Raw genomic sequence first — 20,378 nt, 5'->3', positions numbered from 1 at the left:
ACTAACCTCCTGTTTTTTTATAAAAAGAAACAATGTAGCTTACGTTACATTGTTCTTTGCTGCTTCATGATCTATACGTTTTTGTCTTGCGTTACTTATTCGCTCCGCTACGACTTCTTTTGCTATTTTCACACTTCCCATCTCTTGTTTATCAGTCGTAATAAGGCTATCTACGCCCTCTAAAAAGAAATAACCATTTAATAACTCAATTAAAATTTGCGTATTTCTATCCGCACTATTTGCACCAAGACGAATTTTTGTTAGCTCACTTTTTAACACATCATGTAAGTTTTTTGATACCACTTCTGTTATATAATTTAACGACCATTCTGTATTTTTTGCCGCTTCATGCTCCTTGCAAATTCTTCCCATTGCTTCCCCTGTGTATCGAATTCCGTGTTCCTCCATGTAATCCTTTATATAATCCTCTGTCTCTTGATCCATCGTTACCTGTCTTCTAATTGTACTCATTTAATAACCCCTCTCATTTTGGTATGCACTTTCTTTTTGCATACGCTCATAATACTTTTGGTTCTTCCAGCTTTCATATTCACTTTTAAAAGCACGTTCCACTTTTCTCATAGAATACTGAATAGAAACATTCTGTTGAAATTTTTGAAACGGCTTTGATTTCTTCATGTGATGGATTCTCTTTTGTTCCTTATCATATGCCTTCATTTCTTGTAAAAAGGCGTTCCCCATTCTTTTATACAAGTCATTAATTTTATTCGTCTTGTAATTTTCATATTGCTTCTTATCATACTTGCCTTCTCCATATGCTTCTTTAAAAACTTGCACTTCTTTATCTAACTTTTGGAGAAACTGATCGTAATCTTTTTTATGATGATGCTGAATATATCGACTGCTTAATTTGTCAATTTCCGGCTTTAATGGTTGCATCGTATTGTAGCTATATTGCCACTGTCTTTTGTCACTTGGTAGCTGTTTATAGATTTGTAAAAATAACGGCTTAAGATGTTGATTGCGCCAATCAAAAACGGAATCTTCTTTTTTCCTTCCCACCATATTGTTTCGAATCAGATCATTAATTTGTTTTTGTTCCTGCTTACGATCTAACAAATTGTTTACGACTTTTCCCTTCATCGCATCTAATGTTTTGGGTTTTCTTTTACCACGTTCTCTCGTTGGGAATGGCTCAACAGTTGCTACATGAATATGAATATTGTCCGTGTTAAAATGAATAGCTGCTGACCAGATTGAACTTTTTTCTATCCCCTCTCTTTTTTGCATTTCCTTCATCGCAAGCCGTGTTACATCCATTAACTTTTTTTCATCCAATGTTTTTGTTTTCTCATCATAAATCCCTTGTTTCTCTAACCAGGGATTATGAAAAGAAATGACATCTTGCCACATGATACTTCCATTTTCATGAGCGGTTTTAAACATTTCCTTTAAGGACTTTTTTTCACTTTCTGTTAAACGATTTGCGTGTTCCGTAAATAGTGCCGATGTCTTTTCTGAATTCCCCATATAGTCTTGATACGTTTCGAACATTTTCGGATTCAGCTTCACTTCACTTTTCGCTTCCTCTCGATCTACATACTCAATATAGTTCTGAAACGCATCGGAACTTGGTAACACAAATTTCGTTTTTAAAACAACACCCGGTGTGACGGAAGACTGAACAGGAACCGCATTACTCATTTTCAACATCCTGCATCATCATTTGAATAAACTCATTCATTTTTTCCATTGCACTATAACAATCACTCATCATATGGATGTTCTTTTCAATGAGATTTTCTAATTCCATTTCCCTTTTATTTTGCTGCTGAAAAAATGCCAGCATTTCAATTTGGTCTTTCAAAAATTTCTGCCGGGATAATCCTTTCCTCTTTGCAATTTCATCTATTTTCTTTACGGCAATTGGATCTACTTCTCTAATTCTAATTTCCACTTTTCCCTCTCCTTTCTGCAAATCTGGGTAGAGATCAAAAAATAGTGAGAAGAGCATAAGGGGTTTTTGTTCCCACCTAAGGTGTGAAGCTAGGCGGAGCCTAGCAAAACGATGGGAACAAGAAAACCTGCAAGGTGAGTACTCACTGATGACACAATTTAAACTGATGAGTACTCACTGATGACACAAAAACCAACAAATGAGCACTCAATGAGTACTCAAATTTCACTGGTGAGTACTCACTGACGATATGACTTTTTTCACTTTTTATTAATTTCTTGTGCCTTTTGCTCTAACTTTTTGATTTTATCTCGTGCGATTTTTTGTTCTCCTTTAAACAATTCAACGTTCTTTTCTGATGATTTTATTTTTGATTCTAAGGATGCTATTTTGAATTGTGTTTCCGTTTTTTCTGCTTCAGTTTGGTACTTCATTTCACCTTGTAATTCTTTTACTTTTTCATAAACTGTCTTCGCATTTTCTTCTTCCAGTTTGATTGCTTTCCCATAATTTTTTATCTTTGTTTCGATATCCTTTTTGTCTCTTTCTATAAAATCTAGCTCATATGTTTTTTTATCTTCGGCTAACAGTTCATCATTTGCTTTTGTTTTTCTTTGATCTGTAAAAATTGTCTGAACTAATTTATTCGGACTTTTTGTTGCTGCATTTTCTTCTTCATATTCATTAACATCTTGTGTGAATTTACGAATATCCATTTGTTCTTTTTCACCGTTTTTATTGTAAATATCGAAAGCTAACGCTCCCCAATTCGGAGATAACTCTTTTACTTCTACAACATATTTTCCGTTCTCTTCATACAATACTTTGACAGGTAACTGAACACCTGGATTTGCTTTTTGCTGTGCCTTAAATGTATATCCTGTTTCCTCATATCCTTCTAATCGAAAGTAAATTTGTATAAAGTTTTTGTGTGGATTGTATTCCCTTTTTTCTACAATCAATTTCCCCATACCCGACAACTTAATTACTTTATTTGTCTCTGTATGGAATAGTTTTTCATCGTTTGGCATGTAAATTTTAGATGTCAAGAAAGCGAAAAATCCAAAAAATAGAAAGCTGATAATTGTTAGGTAGATCCACGACTTATTTTTTCTTAGATTGATTCTTTCACTCTTCTTACCAATTGCACCTATCACACTCTCACCCCACCTTTTTCGTTATAAAACTTTCATATTTAACTCTTCCACACTTGTAACTCGCCATGTTTCCTTATCTTTTTTCATGATGATTCGTAACACATTGTTTACTTTTTCTTCTCGGTTTTGCGTTGAATCTGTCGTGACATTTATAAATTCAGCTAACATATTTACCTCCTCTTTATCGGGTTCATTTTCTTGTAAATAAAACTTCATTTCTATTGGTTTCGTTTTATACGTATCTCCTAATTCGTATTTATCAGTTGGATAAAATTGTTGTAAAAGTTCTTCGCTCATAATGGATTTTGCCTTTTCTTTTCGCTCGCTGTACCCTTCTTTTTCTCTGTGAAATGATAATTGTATAAATGTTTCGGCTGTCGATAAGTATGCCCTTCTCTGTTGTTCCTGTGCGGAAGGAAGCACCTTATCTAGTCGTTTTTTTAAGTCTTCATTTTGTTTTGTTAGTAATTCATTTGAAAGTTTTAACTGTTTTTCTTTGCCATCACTCATTGACTTTTTGCTCAAATAGATATTAAAAGCTGTCACACCTACAACTAAAATGACAAACACAATAAACAAAAATTTTCGTTTATCTTTCATTCTTTCAGTCTCCCATTCCTTCTGTTTTTAGAACCTTCTTACATGACCAGAAAAGACTTTTTTCCAATACGGATTATTTAAATTTTCAATAGAAACACCTTTATTCGTTTGGCATCCTATGAACGTATTCTTATCAATTACAATTCCAACGTGTCCGTCATGTTTGTAGGTATCAAAGAAAATAACATCACCCGGTTTCATATCATTTGCGGATACTTTTGTACCGATTTTATTTAATGTTTCCGTACTTACAGCTCCTATCGGACTGGTGTACATCCCTACTTGTTCGAATGCCCAACGTACAAAACTTGAACAATCAAAAATCCCTCTTGCAATGTCATTTGTGTTACGTCCCCCACCAAATACATAGGTAGAACGCCCTATCCATTGGCGACCTACATCGGCAACTTTTGAACCGCTACTGCCTCCACTTCCTGGATTTCCTCCTCCACCAGAAACGACAGAACCCGGCTGATAATATTTTAAAACTGCGTCAACGTACAAAATGTCGCCGTAGCACGCTTGATATGGTACGGCTTCTGGTCTAAGGCAATGATACATGCCAGTATGTTTTACTTTTTGATACTGTTGTTGTGAAAATTTAATTGCTAACTCTTTCGTATACTTGCCACCATTTGCGCCAACAAAATCAAAAAATCCTGTTCCAAAATTGTATGCTTGAAGGGCTGTTTTGATATGATCCATATCACCAGGACTCGTTACACCAGCTCTTTCTATCGCATGTTTAAATTCCTGTACACCAGCCCATATACTGTAGTCTGGATCTGTAATACAGTTAGGTGATTTACAATATTTCGTATTAAAAGCCCCCTCTGATGATTGCATCGGATCGCTACCTCGGCCTCCACTTTCCTGCATCATTTGAGCAAGCATTAAAGCGACAAATGGTTCCACACCAAAGGCTTTCGCATGCTTCCGAATAGTTGGCTCCCATTTTAAAACTTCGGGCGAAACATTCATGACTTGCCCTTCACCTGTATACGTAATATCACCTGTGTCTGTTCCACTATCGCTCCCCATTGCTGCAATAAAAATGCTTAAGATTCCAAGTAAAAGAAAAGAAAAAAGACCCATCACAAGTAGTGCTAAAGTGATGAGCCATTTTTTTGGTATAACCTTTAAAACTAGATGCATGGTATTAAGCACCTCCCCCGAATAACATCAATTCTTCATCTGTTACTTCTACATGGAAGTGAATGTTTTTGACAGCCCCAATACTTAAAATGACATCCCCTGTTGGTAAATGTGGAATCGCTGCAATTTCACTTTCACTTAACTGTCCTGCAAATACTTTTCGTAACATATCTAAACTGTTATTATCTTGCTGCATAATAAATTTGTACTGTGTAAGTTCAAATAACTTTTTAATTTCATCAATCATTTCTTGTGAAGATCCTTCCGGTACAAAATCCCGAATCGTGTGACTTGCATATAAAAGCCCTGCAAAATATTTTCGATCTTCTCGGCTAAATTTCGTTAAAAATTGTAGCGCATGAGCGCTTTCTTTTTTCGTGTTTATGATATGATGCGCCTCGTCAATAATAATGAAATAACGAATTACATCTTCAAAAGCAAGTTGTTGTTTAGTATATGCCTCTAATTGTGGCGCACCATTGGATATCATTTCATCCCATATTAAATTAAAAACATTAAAAATTTGCGCTTGGAATACTTCCGGTTTAAAATTTGAAATGTTTCGTAAGGAAAACGATACAACTTGTTCTTTTTTAAAGTTTTCAATAGTGGAATGACCATCAAATAATTGTGCATATGCTTCTACTAAATTTACAAGATTTAATTCAATCAACTCTAAACGATGTTTTCTGCTTTCTCCTAAATTCTCATGGTGTTTTCTATTTTTTACATTCTCATATAATTCATCACGAACAAAAGATAAAAAGTTTGAGAAAATGGGATACTCATTTGGTTTTCTTGTTGTAATTTCATTTTTCGCTCCTTTTTCGTCATTCCATAATCCCATTCGAATATATAATTTACGAAGCAAGTTTTCATATTCTTTAATTTCATCATCTTTTGCTTCTGGCGCAATGAATCGATAAAAAATTGTCAATTTAGATAAATGTTGAGTGAAACTAACTTCTTCAAGTTCTGCTGTCTTATATACTTGAAGTGGGTTAATTTGACCTTGTGAACCATCTAATGCAATTGTTTTCCCGTTCAGATCACGTACTGTTTCCTCAAATTCACCAACAATATCAAAAATACGAATAAAATGCCCTTTACTTGCATAGTCTACTGATTTCTTTTTTAGTAATGTTGATTTTCCAGCACCAGGCTTTCCAATCATTACACCGTTATAAAACTTTCTTTGTTCGTCTTTATGAAAAATATCAAAAATAACATTTCCTTTTGTTTTCGTTGTTCCATAATACGTACCGTATGGATCGTGCAAATAAGAATAATGAAACGGACACCCACCAGCCAAACTGACTGCCGGAATTTCTTTCCCTTTTCTTCGGTTCACATAATTTTTTTGTGTATCAAAGCTTGTTACGAGTGCATCCCACTCATACTCTTGTTCATTTAAAAAAACAGCTCCACGAAAGTTATAAGACTCTAATGTTTCCATGATTTCTTTTACTTGTTTTTCTAACTCATCTAACGTTCTAGCGGAAACATAGATACGGATATGAATACGTTTCATGACCTCACCTTGTTTCAAATCCGTATAGAGAGCTTCCAACTCTAAAAATTCATTTTTCGCATCAATCCGATCTATATTATCCTTTGCTGTATCATGCCGAACACTTTGTTCACTCATGGATTTATTAATCGATTCAACTACTTCTTTTCGATCATCACTCATTACATCTAATGTTGTGATCACATTTGGCATATTCATAATTTGCTCTAACCAAAAATCATTTACCTCTGCTGGAAAGTCAAAAACATGAATACAAGTAGCAAATCCATCACCTGTTTGCACATAGCTTTCTTTAAAGCTGATTCCCCCTTGTGGCTGAACTCTAGCCACTAAATAAGGGTTGTAACCTTTCTTCTTTTTTAGTTCTTCTTGTTTTTCCTTTTTGGATTTTTTACTTTTGTACGCAAACATCTTGTTTCCCCCTTACTACCATATATTTTTCGTTCCCAATTTTGCATTTTGATTAAACAATTTAAACATAAGCTCTAACTTTTTCTCTTCATCCACATCTAATAGTTCGGTAGAGCGTTTAATATACCGCTTTGCTGCATCTACACGTTCTTTTACGATTAATTCCGTTTCTCCGTAAATAAATAAGAAGGCTTCCCGATTTGTTCTGCCCCATTCTAAAAACTGCAGTTCTTTTAACTTTTGATTTAAAATCCGTTCATACAAAGGACTAGTACATTCTTTAATTTTCTTCTCTATATAACGTTGTTGTTCAGTTGTTTGACATGGAAAGTTTAAGAAAACAAGTTTAATGGACTGTTTGTAGGCTTGATAAAAATAAGCATGTGAGAAAATAACAAATGCTTGCTCATCGCTATTTTTAGAGAACATATCGTCACCTTCCACTTGAAGAATTTCTAAAAACTCCTCATTTTTCAGTTCAAATATGCCATCCTCCGTCATGTCTACAATTTGCATAATTTCCGCAATACTTTTCTTTACCTTTGGTGGTGCTTCTTTCTTTTTTCTAGATAAAAAACCTAACAGTTTTGGATTTTTCTTTTTCGAAACGTCTTTCTTTGGCTTTTCTTTCTTCTGTTTTTTTACTTTTGGTTCTACCTTTGGTTTTTCTTCTTTCTTTTTGTCGGGTACCACCTTAACAATATCTTTTGGCTCGGAAAGTTTTTTTTCTAACTGTATTTCGTTAAAATGAAATGCCTTTTTGATCGGTTTTTCTATTTGTTTGGGTTTCTCTTTTTCTACATCTTTTTCGCTGAATAACGCCATATGTGACCCCTCCCTTATTGATCGTTATCAATGGCGCAATATGCACCTTTTCTTCTTAGCAATGTAATAATCAACACTTCATACATTCGTTTTTGAGGATTCGTACTTGGTCGCCAAATCATGATAATTGCAATAACTGCCATGAAAATAACAAATGGTAATTGAAAGGAATCATGTACAAAATTCCTAAGAATCATCGTTACAACTAATAAGCCAATTAATAAAAAGAAATCTATTAAATAAAGCACTTTATTAATCCGTAATTCTGTACTGATTTCCTTCGGAATCCGATAGCTTCTCATCGGGATTCCCTCCTTTTCGACAATAAAAAATAAGCGTAATCGTACGCTTATTTTTTATCTGTATTATTTTTATTTTTGTTTACAATATCTCTCCAACTTTTACCCGTGTTTTGCCCCAACTGATAAAAACGCTTTGTATTTTGTACCGTTTCAGAATTATGAATGCGTTCTTGTACTCCTCTTACCTTTTGTTTCACGGATGATGTTGTATTTTTAACTTTATCAGTTGTATATTGTCCTAATGTCCGTGTTTCCTGACTTCTACTTGCTGCCACTTCCTTATCACTTTCATAAGGAATAATTGGGCTACTATGTGTCACCGTTACATTGTCGGCTGATGCCGGACTTCCTCCACTTGGTACTGGTCTTGGTGTTTCTACTGGTGCCGGGCTTCCTCCACTTGGTACTGATCTTGGTGTTTCTACTGGTGCCGGGCTTCCTCCACTTGGTACTGATCTTGGTGTTTCTACTGGTGCCGGACTTCCTCCACTTGGTACTGGTCTTGGTGTTTCTACTGGTGCCGGACTTCCTCCACTTGGTACTGGTCTTGGTGTTTCTACTGGTGCCGGACTTCCTCCACTTGGTACTGATCTTGGTGTTTCTACTGGTGCCGGGCTTCCTCCACTTGGTACTGATCTTGGTGTTTCTACTGGTGCCGGACTTCCTCCACTTGGTACTGGTCTTGGTGTTTCTACTGGTGCCGGACTTCCTCCACTTGGTACTGGTCTTGGTGTTTCTACTGGTGCCGGACTTCCTCCACTTGGTACTGGTCTTGATGCTTCTACTGGTGCCGGGCTTGATGTTTGACCTCCTTCATTTGCTCCTTGTCTTACTGTTCCTGCTGTTTGACTTCCTTCACTTGTTCCTTGTCTTACTGTTTCTGCTGTTTGATTTCCTTCACTTGTTCCATTTGATTTTCCAGCTTCTTTCATTTCATCTTGAAGACTTGTTGTTCTCGATTCTTGCCCATTCGCTACCCCTGGGTTTTCGTTCCCTCCTTTTTTCATTTCTTCTTGAATAGATGGCATACCACCATTCTTTTTATCTTTTTCCTTATTTGCTACATCATTTCCATTTGCTTCCTTCTCACCAGCTTTTTTCATTTGATCTTGTAAGGAATCTTTATTTTCAGATTCATTTTCATTTTTCAAGCCACTTATGAGACCAGCCATTCCACCTGTTGCCATCGCTGCCGCACTTGCGGTTTTAGCCGCTGCAACACCAGTTCCTTGTGCTGCACCTTTCGCTCCTTTTCCAATCATATTTCCGAGACCCTTCATTGGTTTTGAACTTGCAAGACCAGCGATTCCTTTACCAAGTGCGTAACCACCTACTAACATGCCCCAACTACTCTTTAAACCAATATCTATTCCAAATAGTCTTTCTACGACTGCCGGGCCATCTAGAACTGCCATACTAAATGCGGCTAATGCAATCAGATACGGTACACCATTTAATTTGTCATGGAGAAACGCTGTTCCCATTATATATAGTTTCAAAGATAGGAATATCATAATCGTTGCTATAAATATATTGAGGATATTAGATAATACAGCTTTTAACTTTTGACCATTCGCAACATCCGCTGGTGCTAATATGTTGGCTAACAAATAGTTAAATGCTAATTCATAACATAATCTAGCTAATTTAATACTTACCAATAACAAAGTTAATCCTGTTATCAGTAAAGTAAAGAATATATTCCAAAAATTCCAATGCCAGCGATAATACTTTTCTGGAAAGAAATCAAACCACCCATCTTTTAGTTCAGCTAAAGATGCAACTCCTAATGCATCCATCACCCTTTTATTCTGTAGGATTTTTTGACCACCATCTGATAAATCCTTGTCTTCCGTAAATTTGAAATCGGAATCAATTTTTTCTGTAATATCTATTTGTCTAATATTTTTTTCAGGAATATTATTTTTCGGATTCAAATCTTCTTTCTTTTTCCATCCATTTTGATCTATTACTGCAACATCTGTTATGTTTTTCTTAATAATTTCATCACTTAAGGAACCTTTTTGTTCTGATTTTACAACAGCTATGGCATCATCGGTGAACTTATCGACCTTTGTCATACCAGTACTTAATAAACAAAGTACACTCAATGTTACGAAAATATTGATGATAATTTGAGAACGGTTCATTTGTTTGTTCATAATGAACATGTAGCCAATATATAAAAATGATATGGCTAGCAAAACGACAAACAATGGATATAGCATATCAACAAAATTTTGTATTTCTGGTGAATTAAAGAACCCCTTAATCCCCAGTATGGCATCTGTCACACCTTCTAAAGCATCTACAACTAAAGATAAACCTACAATTAGGAACCATCCTAGCCAACGCAATACATAATTCACGATATCCCCTACTTGAAGATAATCCGAGAACGTTTCTAAGACCTTTAAAATCTCTTCATCTTTCACTATTTATCCTCCTCTCATGCTTGCTATTGCCCTAATACTTCTTTTGCTGTCCATTTCACTCTTTCATTCAGTCTGTCCATACGAATAATCAATTTCCCTTTTTGTTCCCGATCTACTGAAAGGAAAAGAACCGCATCTTCCAGACCAAGAATGACCTCATTTTCTTCTGTTACAAATGACGAGTAACTATCTAAAATCAATTGCATTTTATCCGTTATTGTCGGTACACCCATTACCTATTCCCCCTTTATATTTGGATTCAAAAAAGCACTCAATCATTTGAGTGCTTTGTTACTTGTTCTTTTTCTTCTAAATCACGCAAGGTTCGATTAATCTTGTTTTCGACTGCTTGATAAACACTTTTGTCGATGTGGTCATTGTGAGCTAACATTTGAAATTCACTGTAAAACTCGCCCATTTCTTGATTTTCCACTTCATCTATTGATTTGCCTAACTGTGCTAAAAAGAACTTATCAACCAGTTTCAAAAACGCTAAATCAGATTCGAAAAATTCGTTAACCGTTTTTCCTTTCCAATTTTCAATGGAGAGGGAATCAAACGGGCTAACTTCCTGTTGAAACGCCTCTTCCGGAATCTCTTCATCAATTCCCATCATTGTTGGCTCTTCTACTGGCTGCGGTGTCTCTACTGGTGGCAAATCTTCCTGTTCTGGCTCTGATGGTTCTTTCTGAATTTGTTCTTCCTTTCTTTCTCCTAGAAAATCTACAATAAGTTTTTTCGGTTCTACATCATCATGTAAGGAGTGGATATCTATATCTAAAATAGATTTATCTGTATCGAACTCTTTCCCTAAGTACTCCCATCTATACTTCAAAGCTGTTTCTCCTGTATTATAAATTGGACGTGGTCTGATACGCTTTTTATTATTATCTTGACGTTTTATGACACGAATAACGGCACTTTCTCCTTCTTTAAAATTCATCAGTTCATTTGATGTTAACAGTGGACGTTGATCTAGACCTTCCGTTTTATTTTTATCAGTAGAAAGACCTTTTCCACTTCGGGAAGGTAGGTTAATCGTCTGATTCCCTAGTTTTTTGGAAACCTTTTCAGCGGTTTCTTGATCGTTAGTTAGAATATAAATTGTATTCCCACAGTTTCCATCAATTGTATCTGCATCCTCACCATACTTATTTTTCAATTGTGCATATGCCTGGATCACAAGGTTAAAGCGAACATTTCTACCGAGACAAACTGTAATAATATTAGCCATTCCTTCTATACTCGGCATATTTCCATACTCGTCGAGGCAAAAAACTACCTCACGGTAACATTTCCCTCCACGAGCGAAGGATGCACCTTTAGCCAATATAAAATAAAGCTGCCTTACAAAAATAGAAGCAATCACATGATTCGAAGAATCAAAGTCTGGTGTAATCATAAAAATAGCCACTGGTTTATCGAAATAATCCACTTTTGTTATTTCCATACCTTCATTTTCTTCTACTACTTTAAATTCTGTATGACCCGTTTTTCCATCTATTTTTGTAATAGAAATAGATGTTTTCGTTTTAGGCTCTTCCTTTTCATTACATTGAATGGTATCTCCAACTTGTATTACTTGTTTAAAGTCTAATGCAAAACGTCCTGTAATATCTGCCTTAATAGATTCCTTTGAACCATCTGGAAATACAATTTCTACTCGTTTTCTCGGTGTTACTTTTCCTTTTATCGTTTTTCCAAAACCGACACATTTTAAATCTACACTATTTTTCGCTGTCATTTTAGCGATTTCATCAAATGTAAAAATAGAAAGTCCGTTCATTGTTTGGGTGAAAATTCCGCCTCGTGTTGTTCCTTTTGAGAAGTTTGAGGTTGCATATTGCATTTTCGCAACGCTATCCGCTGGTAAGCCTTCAAAGTATAAATCTAATGCATTTTGTGGATCAGCTTCCGGATCTACGATTACCTCTTTTGAACCAAGTTCCGATAACATATTTGCAACTGCATACATTGTGATTTTTTCTTCTGTACCTTCCGCAATACATTTATCTGTAACTGCTAATATCATGGCGTTGCACAAGCTCATAGCACACTGTTGCCAAAAAGGATCTTTTACAGTTGGGTTGTAATACAAAGTGTGTGAGAGTGTTTTACATAATGCCTGGGCCGTTGAATAGTCTCCATCTTTATAGGCATCTTTGACAAGCTGCAACAAGTTGTAGCTCATAGAATCAAGTGGGTTTAATAAATTCAAAACTTCAATGTGATATCTCCGTTTTTCCAACGTTTCTTTGGAAGCACTAAAAATTTCACCTTTTGGATCATTAATTATTAATGAAGGCTTATGTTCCGCTCTAGAATAGACATCAATTGTAGGAAATACAAAGGTTTCCCCTTTACCAGAGCGTGTTGTACCAATAATTAAGTTGTTTACCGGGCTATCATCAATAACTACCTTGTCACCTAATCGTGAGATAACAACACCACCGCCACCTTTAAATGATTCTTCTCGATCTGGTACAGCTCGGTATTGCTTTTTCAACTCTTCAACTGTTGTAAAACGACTAGACCCTTTCTGATGATTATTTAAGTTTTTAAAGGAAGATTTCAATTTGTACACTGTTCTCGCTATAGTTCCAATCACTACAAGGAAAACAAGCAAGTAGTAAATTGGATGTTCTGCAATTGGCATCTGAAAAAGAAATCCTACCTCCATATGAAATGGTTTAGGATGTAATAAATCACTAAATGTTGTTTCTATCAGCTCTAAAGATAAGTTGAGTAAAAAATTAGCGATCAAAAACATTCCAACAAACAAAAAAGCACTCAATGGAATGAGTACTTCTTTTTCAGCTAATTTATATTTGATTGATATCTTTTCACTATACATATCAAAGCATCACCTCTGTTCAATCTAGCCACACGTATTACTTTTTCAAGCCAAATCCCGAATCATAATTATATTTTTCATACTCTGTTATCTTATCGAAATCATTCGTTACATCTAAAGATATAATATACACAAATTTCTTAGTAATTTGGGCATCTGAAGGCATTTGTTGAAAACTTGCTATTACTTTTATATCGGAATCCTTCATTTGTTGAAGAAAGTATATAAAATCTTCCTGACATAAATAATTGGTTTTATCTACAATTACATATTCAAATTGTTTAGCTACATTTATCACATCATCTGTAATTTTAAAATCTCTATATTCTTCATTTGATTCACAATCTAAATATTGTAAAGTTACATGCCCTTCTGTTTGATTCTCTAATTCTTCGTATTCCTTAAATGGATCTAACACTAATACTTTTGATAAACTTAAAGCCATTTTCTTCAATTCCCTCGTTTTCCCTGTTCCCACTCGACCTACCACCATTAAACTTTTATCTAGACTTGAAATTTGTACTAAATTTGCACTATTAACAAACATCTATATGACCCCTTTCAAATTAAAAAGGTACTCTTTTTATGAGTACCCTTTTTGACAATATCAGTTGATTTTTTCTTTATTTACTTGCTACCATCTTTTCATTTTGTTTCAGAACTGGCTTTTCTTGATTCGTTGGTTTCTCTGGATTTGTTGGCTTTTCCGGTTCTGTCGGCTTCTCTGGATCTGTTGGCTTCTCTGGATCTGTCGGTTTCTCTGGATCTGTTGGCTTCTCTGGATCTGTTGGTTTTTCTGGATCTGTTGGCTTCTCTGGATCTGTTGGTTTTTCTGGATCTGTCGGTTTCTCTGGATCTGTTGGCTTCTCTGGATCTGTTGGTTTTTCTGGATCTGTTGGCTTCTCTGGATCTGTTGGTTTTTCTGGATCTGTTGGCTTCTCTGGATCTGTTGGTTTTTCTGGATCTGTTGGCTTCTCTGGATCTGTTGGTTTTTCTGGATCTGTTGGTTTTTCTGGATCTGTCGGTTTCTCTGGATCTGTTGGCTTCTCTGGATCTGTTGGCTTCTCTGGATCTGTTGGTTTTTCCAGTTCTGTCGGTTTCTCCGGATTTGTTGGTTTCTCCGGATTTGTTGGTTTTTCCGGTTCTGTCGGTTTTTCCGGATTTGTTGGTTTTTCCGGTTCTGTCGGTTTTTCCGGATTTGTTGGTTTTTCCGGTTCTGTCGGTTTTTCCGGATTTGTTGGTTTTTCCGGTTCTATTGGTGGCTCTATCGGTGGTTTTGGTTTTTCTGTCCCTGTATTTTCCGTATTACCATTCTCACCCTCCGTTATAATTGGTGGGTTCACAATTGCATCTGGTTTCTTCTCTGGTGGAAGAATATCTCCTATACTCGCTACTGAAGAATCAATATTTTGATCGCCAAATGCAAAATGATCTCCATTCACGCTGACTTGTGGCTTATTATCCGTAATGGCTGCAATCACATTATCCTTTGCTGTATCCTGAATTGATTGATCTTTCGTTTCTTTATCAAAGAGTGCTAGAACACGGGAAGTCGTTTCATCTCCATTTTGAAGATTACCTACAATAGATTTCTCTTTAAAATTAATTTTCGATTTATCCAGTTCTTCGAGAACATAAGCAACTTCATTATCCTTACTTTGAATTGCATTCTCTGTAATTGCTTCGAAATCTTGTTTGTTCAGATCTTCTTTCTTTTCATCCGGCTTATTCTTATCTACTTTTTTTGTAATAGCTGATTTACTTTTTGATGACTCCTTACTTCCAAACCAACTGCAACCTGTCGTACTCAATATCAATGAACCACCAAGAAAAACAATCCCCATTTTTTTATACAGATTCTCATAATTTAAAGGCATGTTATTCTCTCCCCCTTAGATGTTCTGTAGATCTTTATCAATTTTTTCAATCTTAGCTTTCTTTTCTTCTTCACTTATCGTAGATTGTTGAATATCTCGTTTCTCTAATTCTTTGACCTCTTTTATTATGTTTTTATTTCCTTGCGTTTTGGCAAAAGAATAACAGTCTTCATATTTTTTTAGATTTACAAAAGCTTCAACAATGAGTTTTTCACGTCTACCGTCCATATTGACTTTCCCTTTAAGCTTAACTACCTCCTCATATTTCTTATTAAGTGCTGCTCTTTCAAAGTCGATTACATCATTTTTGACATCAATTTCATTGATTTTATTCATATTGTCTATTCCGATAAAATAAGCAACCACACTTTCTGCAAATTTCGGCTCATATTGTAATGCCTTATTCGCCTTTCCATTTAATAAATAAGTAAATAGAACTGCCTTCTGACTATCTTTGTCTAATTCTGTGTAATTGACCTTATCGAAGTATTTAACGGCTTCTCCATACTGTTGAATGGCTGCCTGTTGTAATCCTTTTACTACATATTGTTCAGAGCCAGCATTTGCACTCGAAACTGGCTCGGAAGAGAATAACTTAAAGGCGAATATGGCACCAGCTCCAATTAACACCATGCTTCCTATGACACTCGCAATAACCTTGAATCCTTTTCTATTTTCCTTTCCAGGCTTTATTTGTGTTTTCACTTCATTCGATGGACTATAAGAGGCTTCTCCCTTCCTTTCTGGTGATTCTTCTTGATATTCATATTCTTCATGAAAAGGAGATTCATTGATTTCTCTTTCTAATGTTTCTAACAGCTCCTTCTTTTGTTCCTCTTGTTCCGGATCTAATTGCATCACATTCATTTTTTTAGAAATGTGATCAAAAATATGATCTGCATATCTCGAACCAAGTGATAACGTACCGTTATAAATTTCATTGGAATGACCATCTAACAAATCGAAATCAATATGTTCTTGCCGGCCTGTCTCTCTATAAACTCGTTCTAATCGCTTCGTTAAGATATAAGCTTCATGAAACGAATATTGCTTACCCGACTCAATTTCTGTTCCATTACTACTCTTAAAAATGACAAACATAGCTTCTCCTCTCTCTCATTTACTTTAAATTCCATGAAAAAAGGCAACAAAAAAAGCCATACCCTTTGCATAGCCTCCTCATTGCCTTAATTATATTTTTTCACTAGTTCATCCAGAAAAACGGGAATAAGATTTGACCAAATTTAATATTACTCGTTACGCTCTCTGATAAGTACATGCATCCCATTACGATAACGAGTCCGGCTGCCCCACCAATAAACCACCAAACACATTTATGTCTTCCTCGTTCACCACCCCAAATTAAAAGATAAGCGCCCCAGCAAAATACAATCGCTGTACTAACCTGTGCTCCTCTTTGCATCCATGTAATAAATGAAATTCCTGTATTAACTAGGCCATCCATCGCATCACCTAACACTAACATTTGAGATAATGTTTCCAACATTGACATATACATTCACTCCCTTTTCATTTTTAAATGCTTATACATTACTAAGCTGACTTGATTCATTCGCCTTACTGTATTCCTTTACTTCTGTTGATGTTGCTTTATAGGCCTGTAAAGCTTTCATTACTAAATCTTGATTTTCTTCAATGTATTTCTGATGATGTAAATGAAGCCAATGGTTATAATCCTGACCATTGGCTCTTAATAGGTTTGCTACCATATCTTTTTCTTTTTTTAATTCCCTCTGTGTAATCGCCACTATATCACCACCTTTCAATGATTATGTGATTACTTCTGATATTGCTCTTTGCAATTTTGAACAAAATAGGTTACTTCCTTTTCAAGTTCCGAAAGTTTATCACTTGTAAATTTAATCTCTTTTTTTACCTTACCTTTTTCATAATATGCAAGAGTATCCCTTCTTTGCCATAATCCCCAATCATGAGGGTTACTTGTACTTGGAATATCGTCACGATTTTCATCTAAACCTTTTACTTCAATCTTTTCTTTTTCAGCTATTTTTTTTACAAGGAAGATCCAATCTTCACTATGCCTCATGTTAGACGTTAGCATAACAAAACCTGTGCCATCCTCACTCATGAACTTCTTCATTTCTAACGGACTAAGTCCCATTACTTCCCCTTTTCCCGAACTAAAGACAAATGTTGAACCAATACCAATTGCAATTAACAGTCCAACAACAGCGGAAATGATCCACCCTTTACGACTCATGTATGTTCCTCCCTATATCAAATTTTTACAAGCGATTTTGAAGTGTGATGAGACACATTTAAACTTAAACATTTGTCTTTATTTCATAACATTTATCGTTTTCCGACAGAAGACTCCTTCCTCAAAAATGTGAAGGTGTGAAACACCAATTTTAGGTGGGAGATGATTGTCGGTTGGCGTAGGCCAACATGTTTGCTATCATTTACTTGTACAGATTGCTCTTTGAAAACTAAAGATATGAGGTTGGTTGCAGAAAAACGTTGCAACCGTAAAATCTTCAACGTTCTATCGCCCACACTTGCCGAAGTTGCGAAAACCAAGCTAAAGTAGGGAGTGTGGTGAGTCAACGTACAAGATACTTATGTTCTCACCGTAGGGACTACGGGTAGAGCCTGCTAAGATAACTGGTGGATAATCGGTGTTCGCAGGAATCTCCCACTTCAAACAGTCCGTTAGGACGTTAAGTGGTGAGTAGTTCAAAAGAAATAAGTGTATAAAACGGAAATATCATTTATGGCTGGAATGACGAACCCTGTATTGGCATGCGTATAGAGACTAATCCCGACCTAGCTTCTATATGCCCAATACCGCACTACGTATTTTGGCGTGAACGTAGAACCTTATGTATCTACTGTTGTGATGTTCCTCGCTTCTTCAGAATGTCAAAATGGGATATTCCTCACGAGTACTGACACAAACAGGTCTTTGATACAATGCATTTCCCAGTGGTCACAGATGAGTTTTACGATCTTACTCACCCAACAATAATCGTATACCTACCCCCTCTAGTGACCTTTCGAAGGGAAGCACGCATATATATTGAAAGCCGTATATCATCCTTCTACATCATTACGAAAAGGAAAAGATACACAATATATATATTCAAATTTTCAAAGAGCAACTTGTTTTGTGCTATATTCTCAGCACACTTCAAAATCGCTTTTTTTATTTACACTTTTGTTTTACAGCTACTAATTCCGCATGTTTATTTTTTCGTTTAGCAATTAAGTTTTGATGCTCATCTCTTACCGAGCGCACTTGATAATAAATTTGAGCTACCTTTTCGATGCTTCCTGTGCTATTTTCAATTGCGATGGTACCTTTCAGTTCGTATGTTTTTCCATCAAAAGTTTTAACACTGTGAGCTTGTGATGCGGCAATATCATAAAATGTGAGTCTTTTTTCTTTTCCCATATGAACGCCTCCTATTTTGATAAAGAAGGGAGAAAAATGCTTCTCCCTTGTCTAGTTTTCTAGCCATCTAGATAGGATGAAATAGTGAACGAGTGCTTCATATCATGCTAAGATTGTTGTGTTATACGAGGTCATGATGCGTTGCGCTGCTTCTTTTCCGTATATGTGTTGTAATGCGGATTGAGATTCAACTACGATTGAATGCTGAATGTGGTATGTTGCGCTTTCTTTTAAAAACTGCTCCATATGAGGGATTGGGTACAAATCATATTGATGAAATACCAGGTGAATCGGTCTTATATTCTTGCATTCTGTTAGATATTGAAGGAAATTTGATAATGCTTCCCCTCTCTCTTGATACGTACTCGTTTCCGTTTCTACACTGATGTACACAACGGATTTTTGTTTTAGATCCATTTGTAGTGTTTCATAACCAGTTAGTAAATCATGTTTGATGATTTGATATCCTTGTTTTCGTTTTTCTTGATGAGTATCTTCATAAAAGTTGCCTTTCGGATCAAAAATGAAAATAAAATCATCTGTTGTTTCTTTCACACCTTCTATGACTGATTTATACGCCCCAAAACGAGCTTTTATCACGCCTGCGACCTTTTCCCTTTCATTCAGCTCTTTCAACGCTCTAATCAACTTTGTATACTTCTTAGCTACACCTAACATACGTTGCACTCCTTCCTATTTCATTTTCCACTAATAACTAATACTGAAACCCAAGATACTCTCTCTGTTTCTCTAATTTTTCATATTGTTCTTGCTGCTCATCTAAAATTCGTAAAATTGTACTGATTGTGCCTTGCCTTGTTTCTTTTGCTGATAAGGCTAATACGCTGAACATTTGATAGGCCGGATGATCTTTCTTCAATAACTCACTTAACTCCAAAAGATAGGGATCTTTTTCTTTTGCTTGTTGTACAAATTCCCTAACCTTTTCTAAATCTAAATAGTACAAATCTCCATGTCGTTGATTTAAGTACAAAATAATTCCTGCTAGTAAGGTCGTAGCGGATTCTATCCAGAAATCATACCGTTCTTTTAGCTTGATTACAGTTTGAGCGATTGAAATACCTTGTATAAGTTCTTTAGAAAGCCAAGCATTCTTGCACCGCATCACGGCTTCCCCAAGTTTCCCTAAATTTTTTATTTTACCGACGTAGATTTCTGACATTTCATATCATCTCCCTCTCGGTTTCTTATATCTTGCTCTCTATCCAAAAAATAACCGTCCAAATGGGAATGACGAGTAAACATGCATTCCGACATCCAATAACGAGGCTTAACGGACTTTCAGCTACATCACTAAAATGAGGTTCATATTCTTTTATATCACGATTGAGCTTTCGTACGGATTCTAACTGCAAATACGGCTCCAATTAAGTCAAGTACAACACATGCAAGACTGATCCATCTTATGTAAGGATTTTCGGCTTTTCCGCCTGTTGTTGGAAGATAAATTTCAATTTTCTTTGGTATTTGTTGTGGTTGTGGTTTTATAACAATCTGTAGTGGTTTCTCTAGTGTGGAATGACAGGTTTTCCGGTTACTTTTGGTTGTTCCGGTACCTGTGGTTGCGATGCTTCTGATTGCTTCGGTTTTTATGATTGTTCTGATTGTGGTGTCTCTGGTGTAGTTCGTGTCAGTTTCTTCTAATCCTTTACCATGTACTTAATAAATCGACCCACTTCTTTAATTTTAAAAGAGAGTATTTCCTCCTTCGGTAATATCCGTCTGGTGCGGATGTTTCTTTATATGTCTACTATCCATATGGAAGCTTCAGCGTTCAGAAGTTTATTGTTGTCGGAAATAGGAGGTTTAATGCTACAAGGAGCGTAGTCATTGTAATGAGTAGCATTTGACTTGAA

21 protein-coding genes and 1 pseudogene are annotated in these 20,378 nt (G+C 35.8%); all 22 read right to left on the bottom strand.

Annotated elements, in window-relative coordinates; genetic code table 11:
• Window positions 1-39: 39 nt before the first annotated feature.
• Window positions 40-471: a hypothetical protein gene (locus F0362_RS29635; RefSeq protein ID WP_000104364.1), complete on the bottom strand. Its 432-nt coding sequence runs from the start codon at window positions 469-471 to the stop codon at window positions 40-42.
• Window positions 472-1,665: a MobP2 family relaxase gene (gene mobP2 / locus F0362_RS29630; protein ID WP_000063695.1), complete on the bottom strand. Its 1,194-nt coding sequence runs from the start codon at window positions 1,663-1,665 to the stop codon at window positions 472-474.
• Window positions 1,658-1,918 (bottom strand): hypothetical protein, encoded by a 261-nt coding sequence (locus tag F0362_RS29625; RefSeq protein WP_002090361.1) that lies wholly within the window; start codon window positions 1,916-1,918, stop codon window positions 1,658-1,660. The genes mobP2 and F0362_RS29625 overlap by 8 nt, the downstream gene beginning before the upstream one ends.
• A 260-nt stretch (window positions 1,919-2,178) precedes the next feature.
• Entirely contained in the window at window positions 2,179-3,075 is an 897-nt protein-coding gene (locus tag F0362_RS29620) for a hypothetical protein (protein WP_149890193.1), read from the bottom strand.
• 21 nt (window positions 3,076-3,096) lie between these two features.
• The gene (locus F0362_RS29615) at window positions 3,097-3,675 is read right to left on the bottom strand and encodes a MerR family transcriptional regulator (protein ID WP_149890192.1); all 579 of its coding nucleotides are present in this window, start codon (window positions 3,673-3,675) and stop codon (window positions 3,097-3,099) included.
• Window positions 3,676-3,702: 27 nt separating this feature from the next.
• On the bottom strand, window positions 3,703-4,830 hold the full coding sequence (locus tag F0362_RS29610) for a bifunctional lytic transglycosylase/C40 family peptidase (RefSeq protein WP_149890191.1): 1,128 nt from the start codon (window positions 4,828-4,830) through the stop codon (window positions 3,703-3,705).
• Between the two features lie 4 nt (window positions 4,831-4,834).
• Complete coding sequence (locus tag F0362_RS29605) at window positions 4,835-6,772, bottom strand: VirB4 family type IV secretion system protein (RefSeq protein ID WP_098009364.1); 1,938 nt, start codon at window positions 6,770-6,772, stop codon at window positions 4,835-4,837.
• A gap of 15 nt (window positions 6,773-6,787) precedes the next feature.
• Window positions 6,788-7,597, bottom strand: coding sequence for a hypothetical protein (locus F0362_RS29600; RefSeq protein WP_098009362.1), 810 nt, complete (start codon window positions 7,595-7,597; stop codon window positions 6,788-6,790).
• 14 nt (window positions 7,598-7,611) lie between these two features.
• Entirely contained in the window at window positions 7,612-7,899 is a 288-nt protein-coding gene (locus F0362_RS29595) for a DUF5592 family protein (protein WP_001258275.1), read from the bottom strand.
• A 47-nt stretch (window positions 7,900-7,946) separates the two neighbouring features.
• A complete protein-coding gene (locus tag F0362_RS29590) occupies window positions 7,947-10,334 on the bottom strand; it encodes a pLS20_p028 family conjugation system transmembrane protein (RefSeq protein WP_149890190.1) in 2,388 nt (795 codons plus the stop codon).
• 23 nt (window positions 10,335-10,357) lie between these two features.
• The gene (locus tag F0362_RS29585; RefSeq protein ID WP_098009914.1) at window positions 10,358-10,567 is read right to left on the bottom strand and encodes a hypothetical protein; all 210 of its coding nucleotides are present in this window, start codon (window positions 10,565-10,567) and stop codon (window positions 10,358-10,360) included.
• Window positions 10,568-10,605: 38 nt separating this feature from the next.
• The gene (locus tag F0362_RS29580) at window positions 10,606-13,188 is read right to left on the bottom strand and encodes a VirD4-like conjugal transfer protein, CD1115 family (RefSeq protein WP_098009915.1); all 2,583 of its coding nucleotides are present in this window, start codon (window positions 13,186-13,188) and stop codon (window positions 10,606-10,608) included.
• Between the two features lie 37 nt (window positions 13,189-13,225).
• Window positions 13,226-13,735 carry a hypothetical protein gene (locus F0362_RS29575; protein ID WP_098009917.1) on the bottom strand — a complete coding sequence of 170 codons (510 nt, stop codon included), beginning with the start codon at window positions 13,733-13,735 and terminating at the stop codon, window positions 13,226-13,228.
• Between the two features lie 76 nt (window positions 13,736-13,811).
• Window positions 13,812-15,065, bottom strand: coding sequence for a hypothetical protein (locus tag F0362_RS30765; RefSeq protein WP_216370153.1), 1,254 nt, complete (start codon window positions 15,063-15,065; stop codon window positions 13,812-13,814).
• Window positions 15,066-15,080: 15 nt separating this feature from the next.
• Window positions 15,081-16,166: a hypothetical protein gene (locus tag F0362_RS29565; RefSeq protein WP_098009919.1), complete on the bottom strand. Its 1,086-nt coding sequence runs from the start codon at window positions 16,164-16,166 to the stop codon at window positions 15,081-15,083.
• A gap of 103 nt (window positions 16,167-16,269) precedes the next feature.
• Complete coding sequence (locus F0362_RS29560; protein ID WP_000062192.1) at window positions 16,270-16,578, bottom strand: hypothetical protein; 309 nt, start codon at window positions 16,576-16,578, stop codon at window positions 16,270-16,272.
• Window positions 16,579-16,609: 31 nt separating this feature from the next.
• On the bottom strand, window positions 16,610-16,834 hold the full coding sequence (locus F0362_RS29555) for a hypothetical protein (RefSeq protein WP_001018800.1): 225 nt from the start codon (window positions 16,832-16,834) through the stop codon (window positions 16,610-16,612).
• A 29-nt stretch (window positions 16,835-16,863) separates the two neighbouring features.
• Complete coding sequence (locus tag F0362_RS29550) at window positions 16,864-17,307, bottom strand: hypothetical protein (protein WP_098009920.1); 444 nt, start codon at window positions 17,305-17,307, stop codon at window positions 16,864-16,866.
• A gap of 945 nt (window positions 17,308-18,252) precedes the next feature.
• Window positions 18,253-18,501, bottom strand: a complete 249-nt coding sequence (locus F0362_RS29540) for a hypothetical protein (protein WP_000514061.1) — start codon at window positions 18,499-18,501, stop codon at window positions 18,253-18,255.
• A gap of 102 nt (window positions 18,502-18,603) precedes the next feature.
• The gene (locus F0362_RS29535) at window positions 18,604-19,179 is read right to left on the bottom strand and encodes a TraM recognition domain-containing protein (protein WP_098064051.1); all 576 of its coding nucleotides are present in this window, start codon (window positions 19,177-19,179) and stop codon (window positions 18,604-18,606) included.
• Between the two features lie 37 nt (window positions 19,180-19,216).
• A complete protein-coding gene (locus F0362_RS29530) occupies window positions 19,217-19,684 on the bottom strand; it encodes a type IV secretory system conjugative DNA transfer family protein (RefSeq protein ID WP_098009924.1) in 468 nt (155 codons plus the stop codon).
• 158 nt (window positions 19,685-19,842) lie between these two features.
• Window positions 19,843-20,290, bottom strand: a pseudogene (locus F0362_RS31175) (adhesin); the annotation flags it as partial.
• Between the last annotated feature and the right edge of the window lie 88 nt (window positions 20,291-20,378).

It is taken from the genome of Bacillus sp. BS98, from assembly GCF_008432245.1.
Lineage (GTDB): Bacteria > Bacillota > Bacilli > Bacillales > Bacillaceae_G > Bacillus_A > Bacillus_A toyonensis.
The sequence above is the reverse complement of the archived record's forward strand: the minus strand, read 5'-3'. Positions and strand labels throughout refer to the sequence as shown.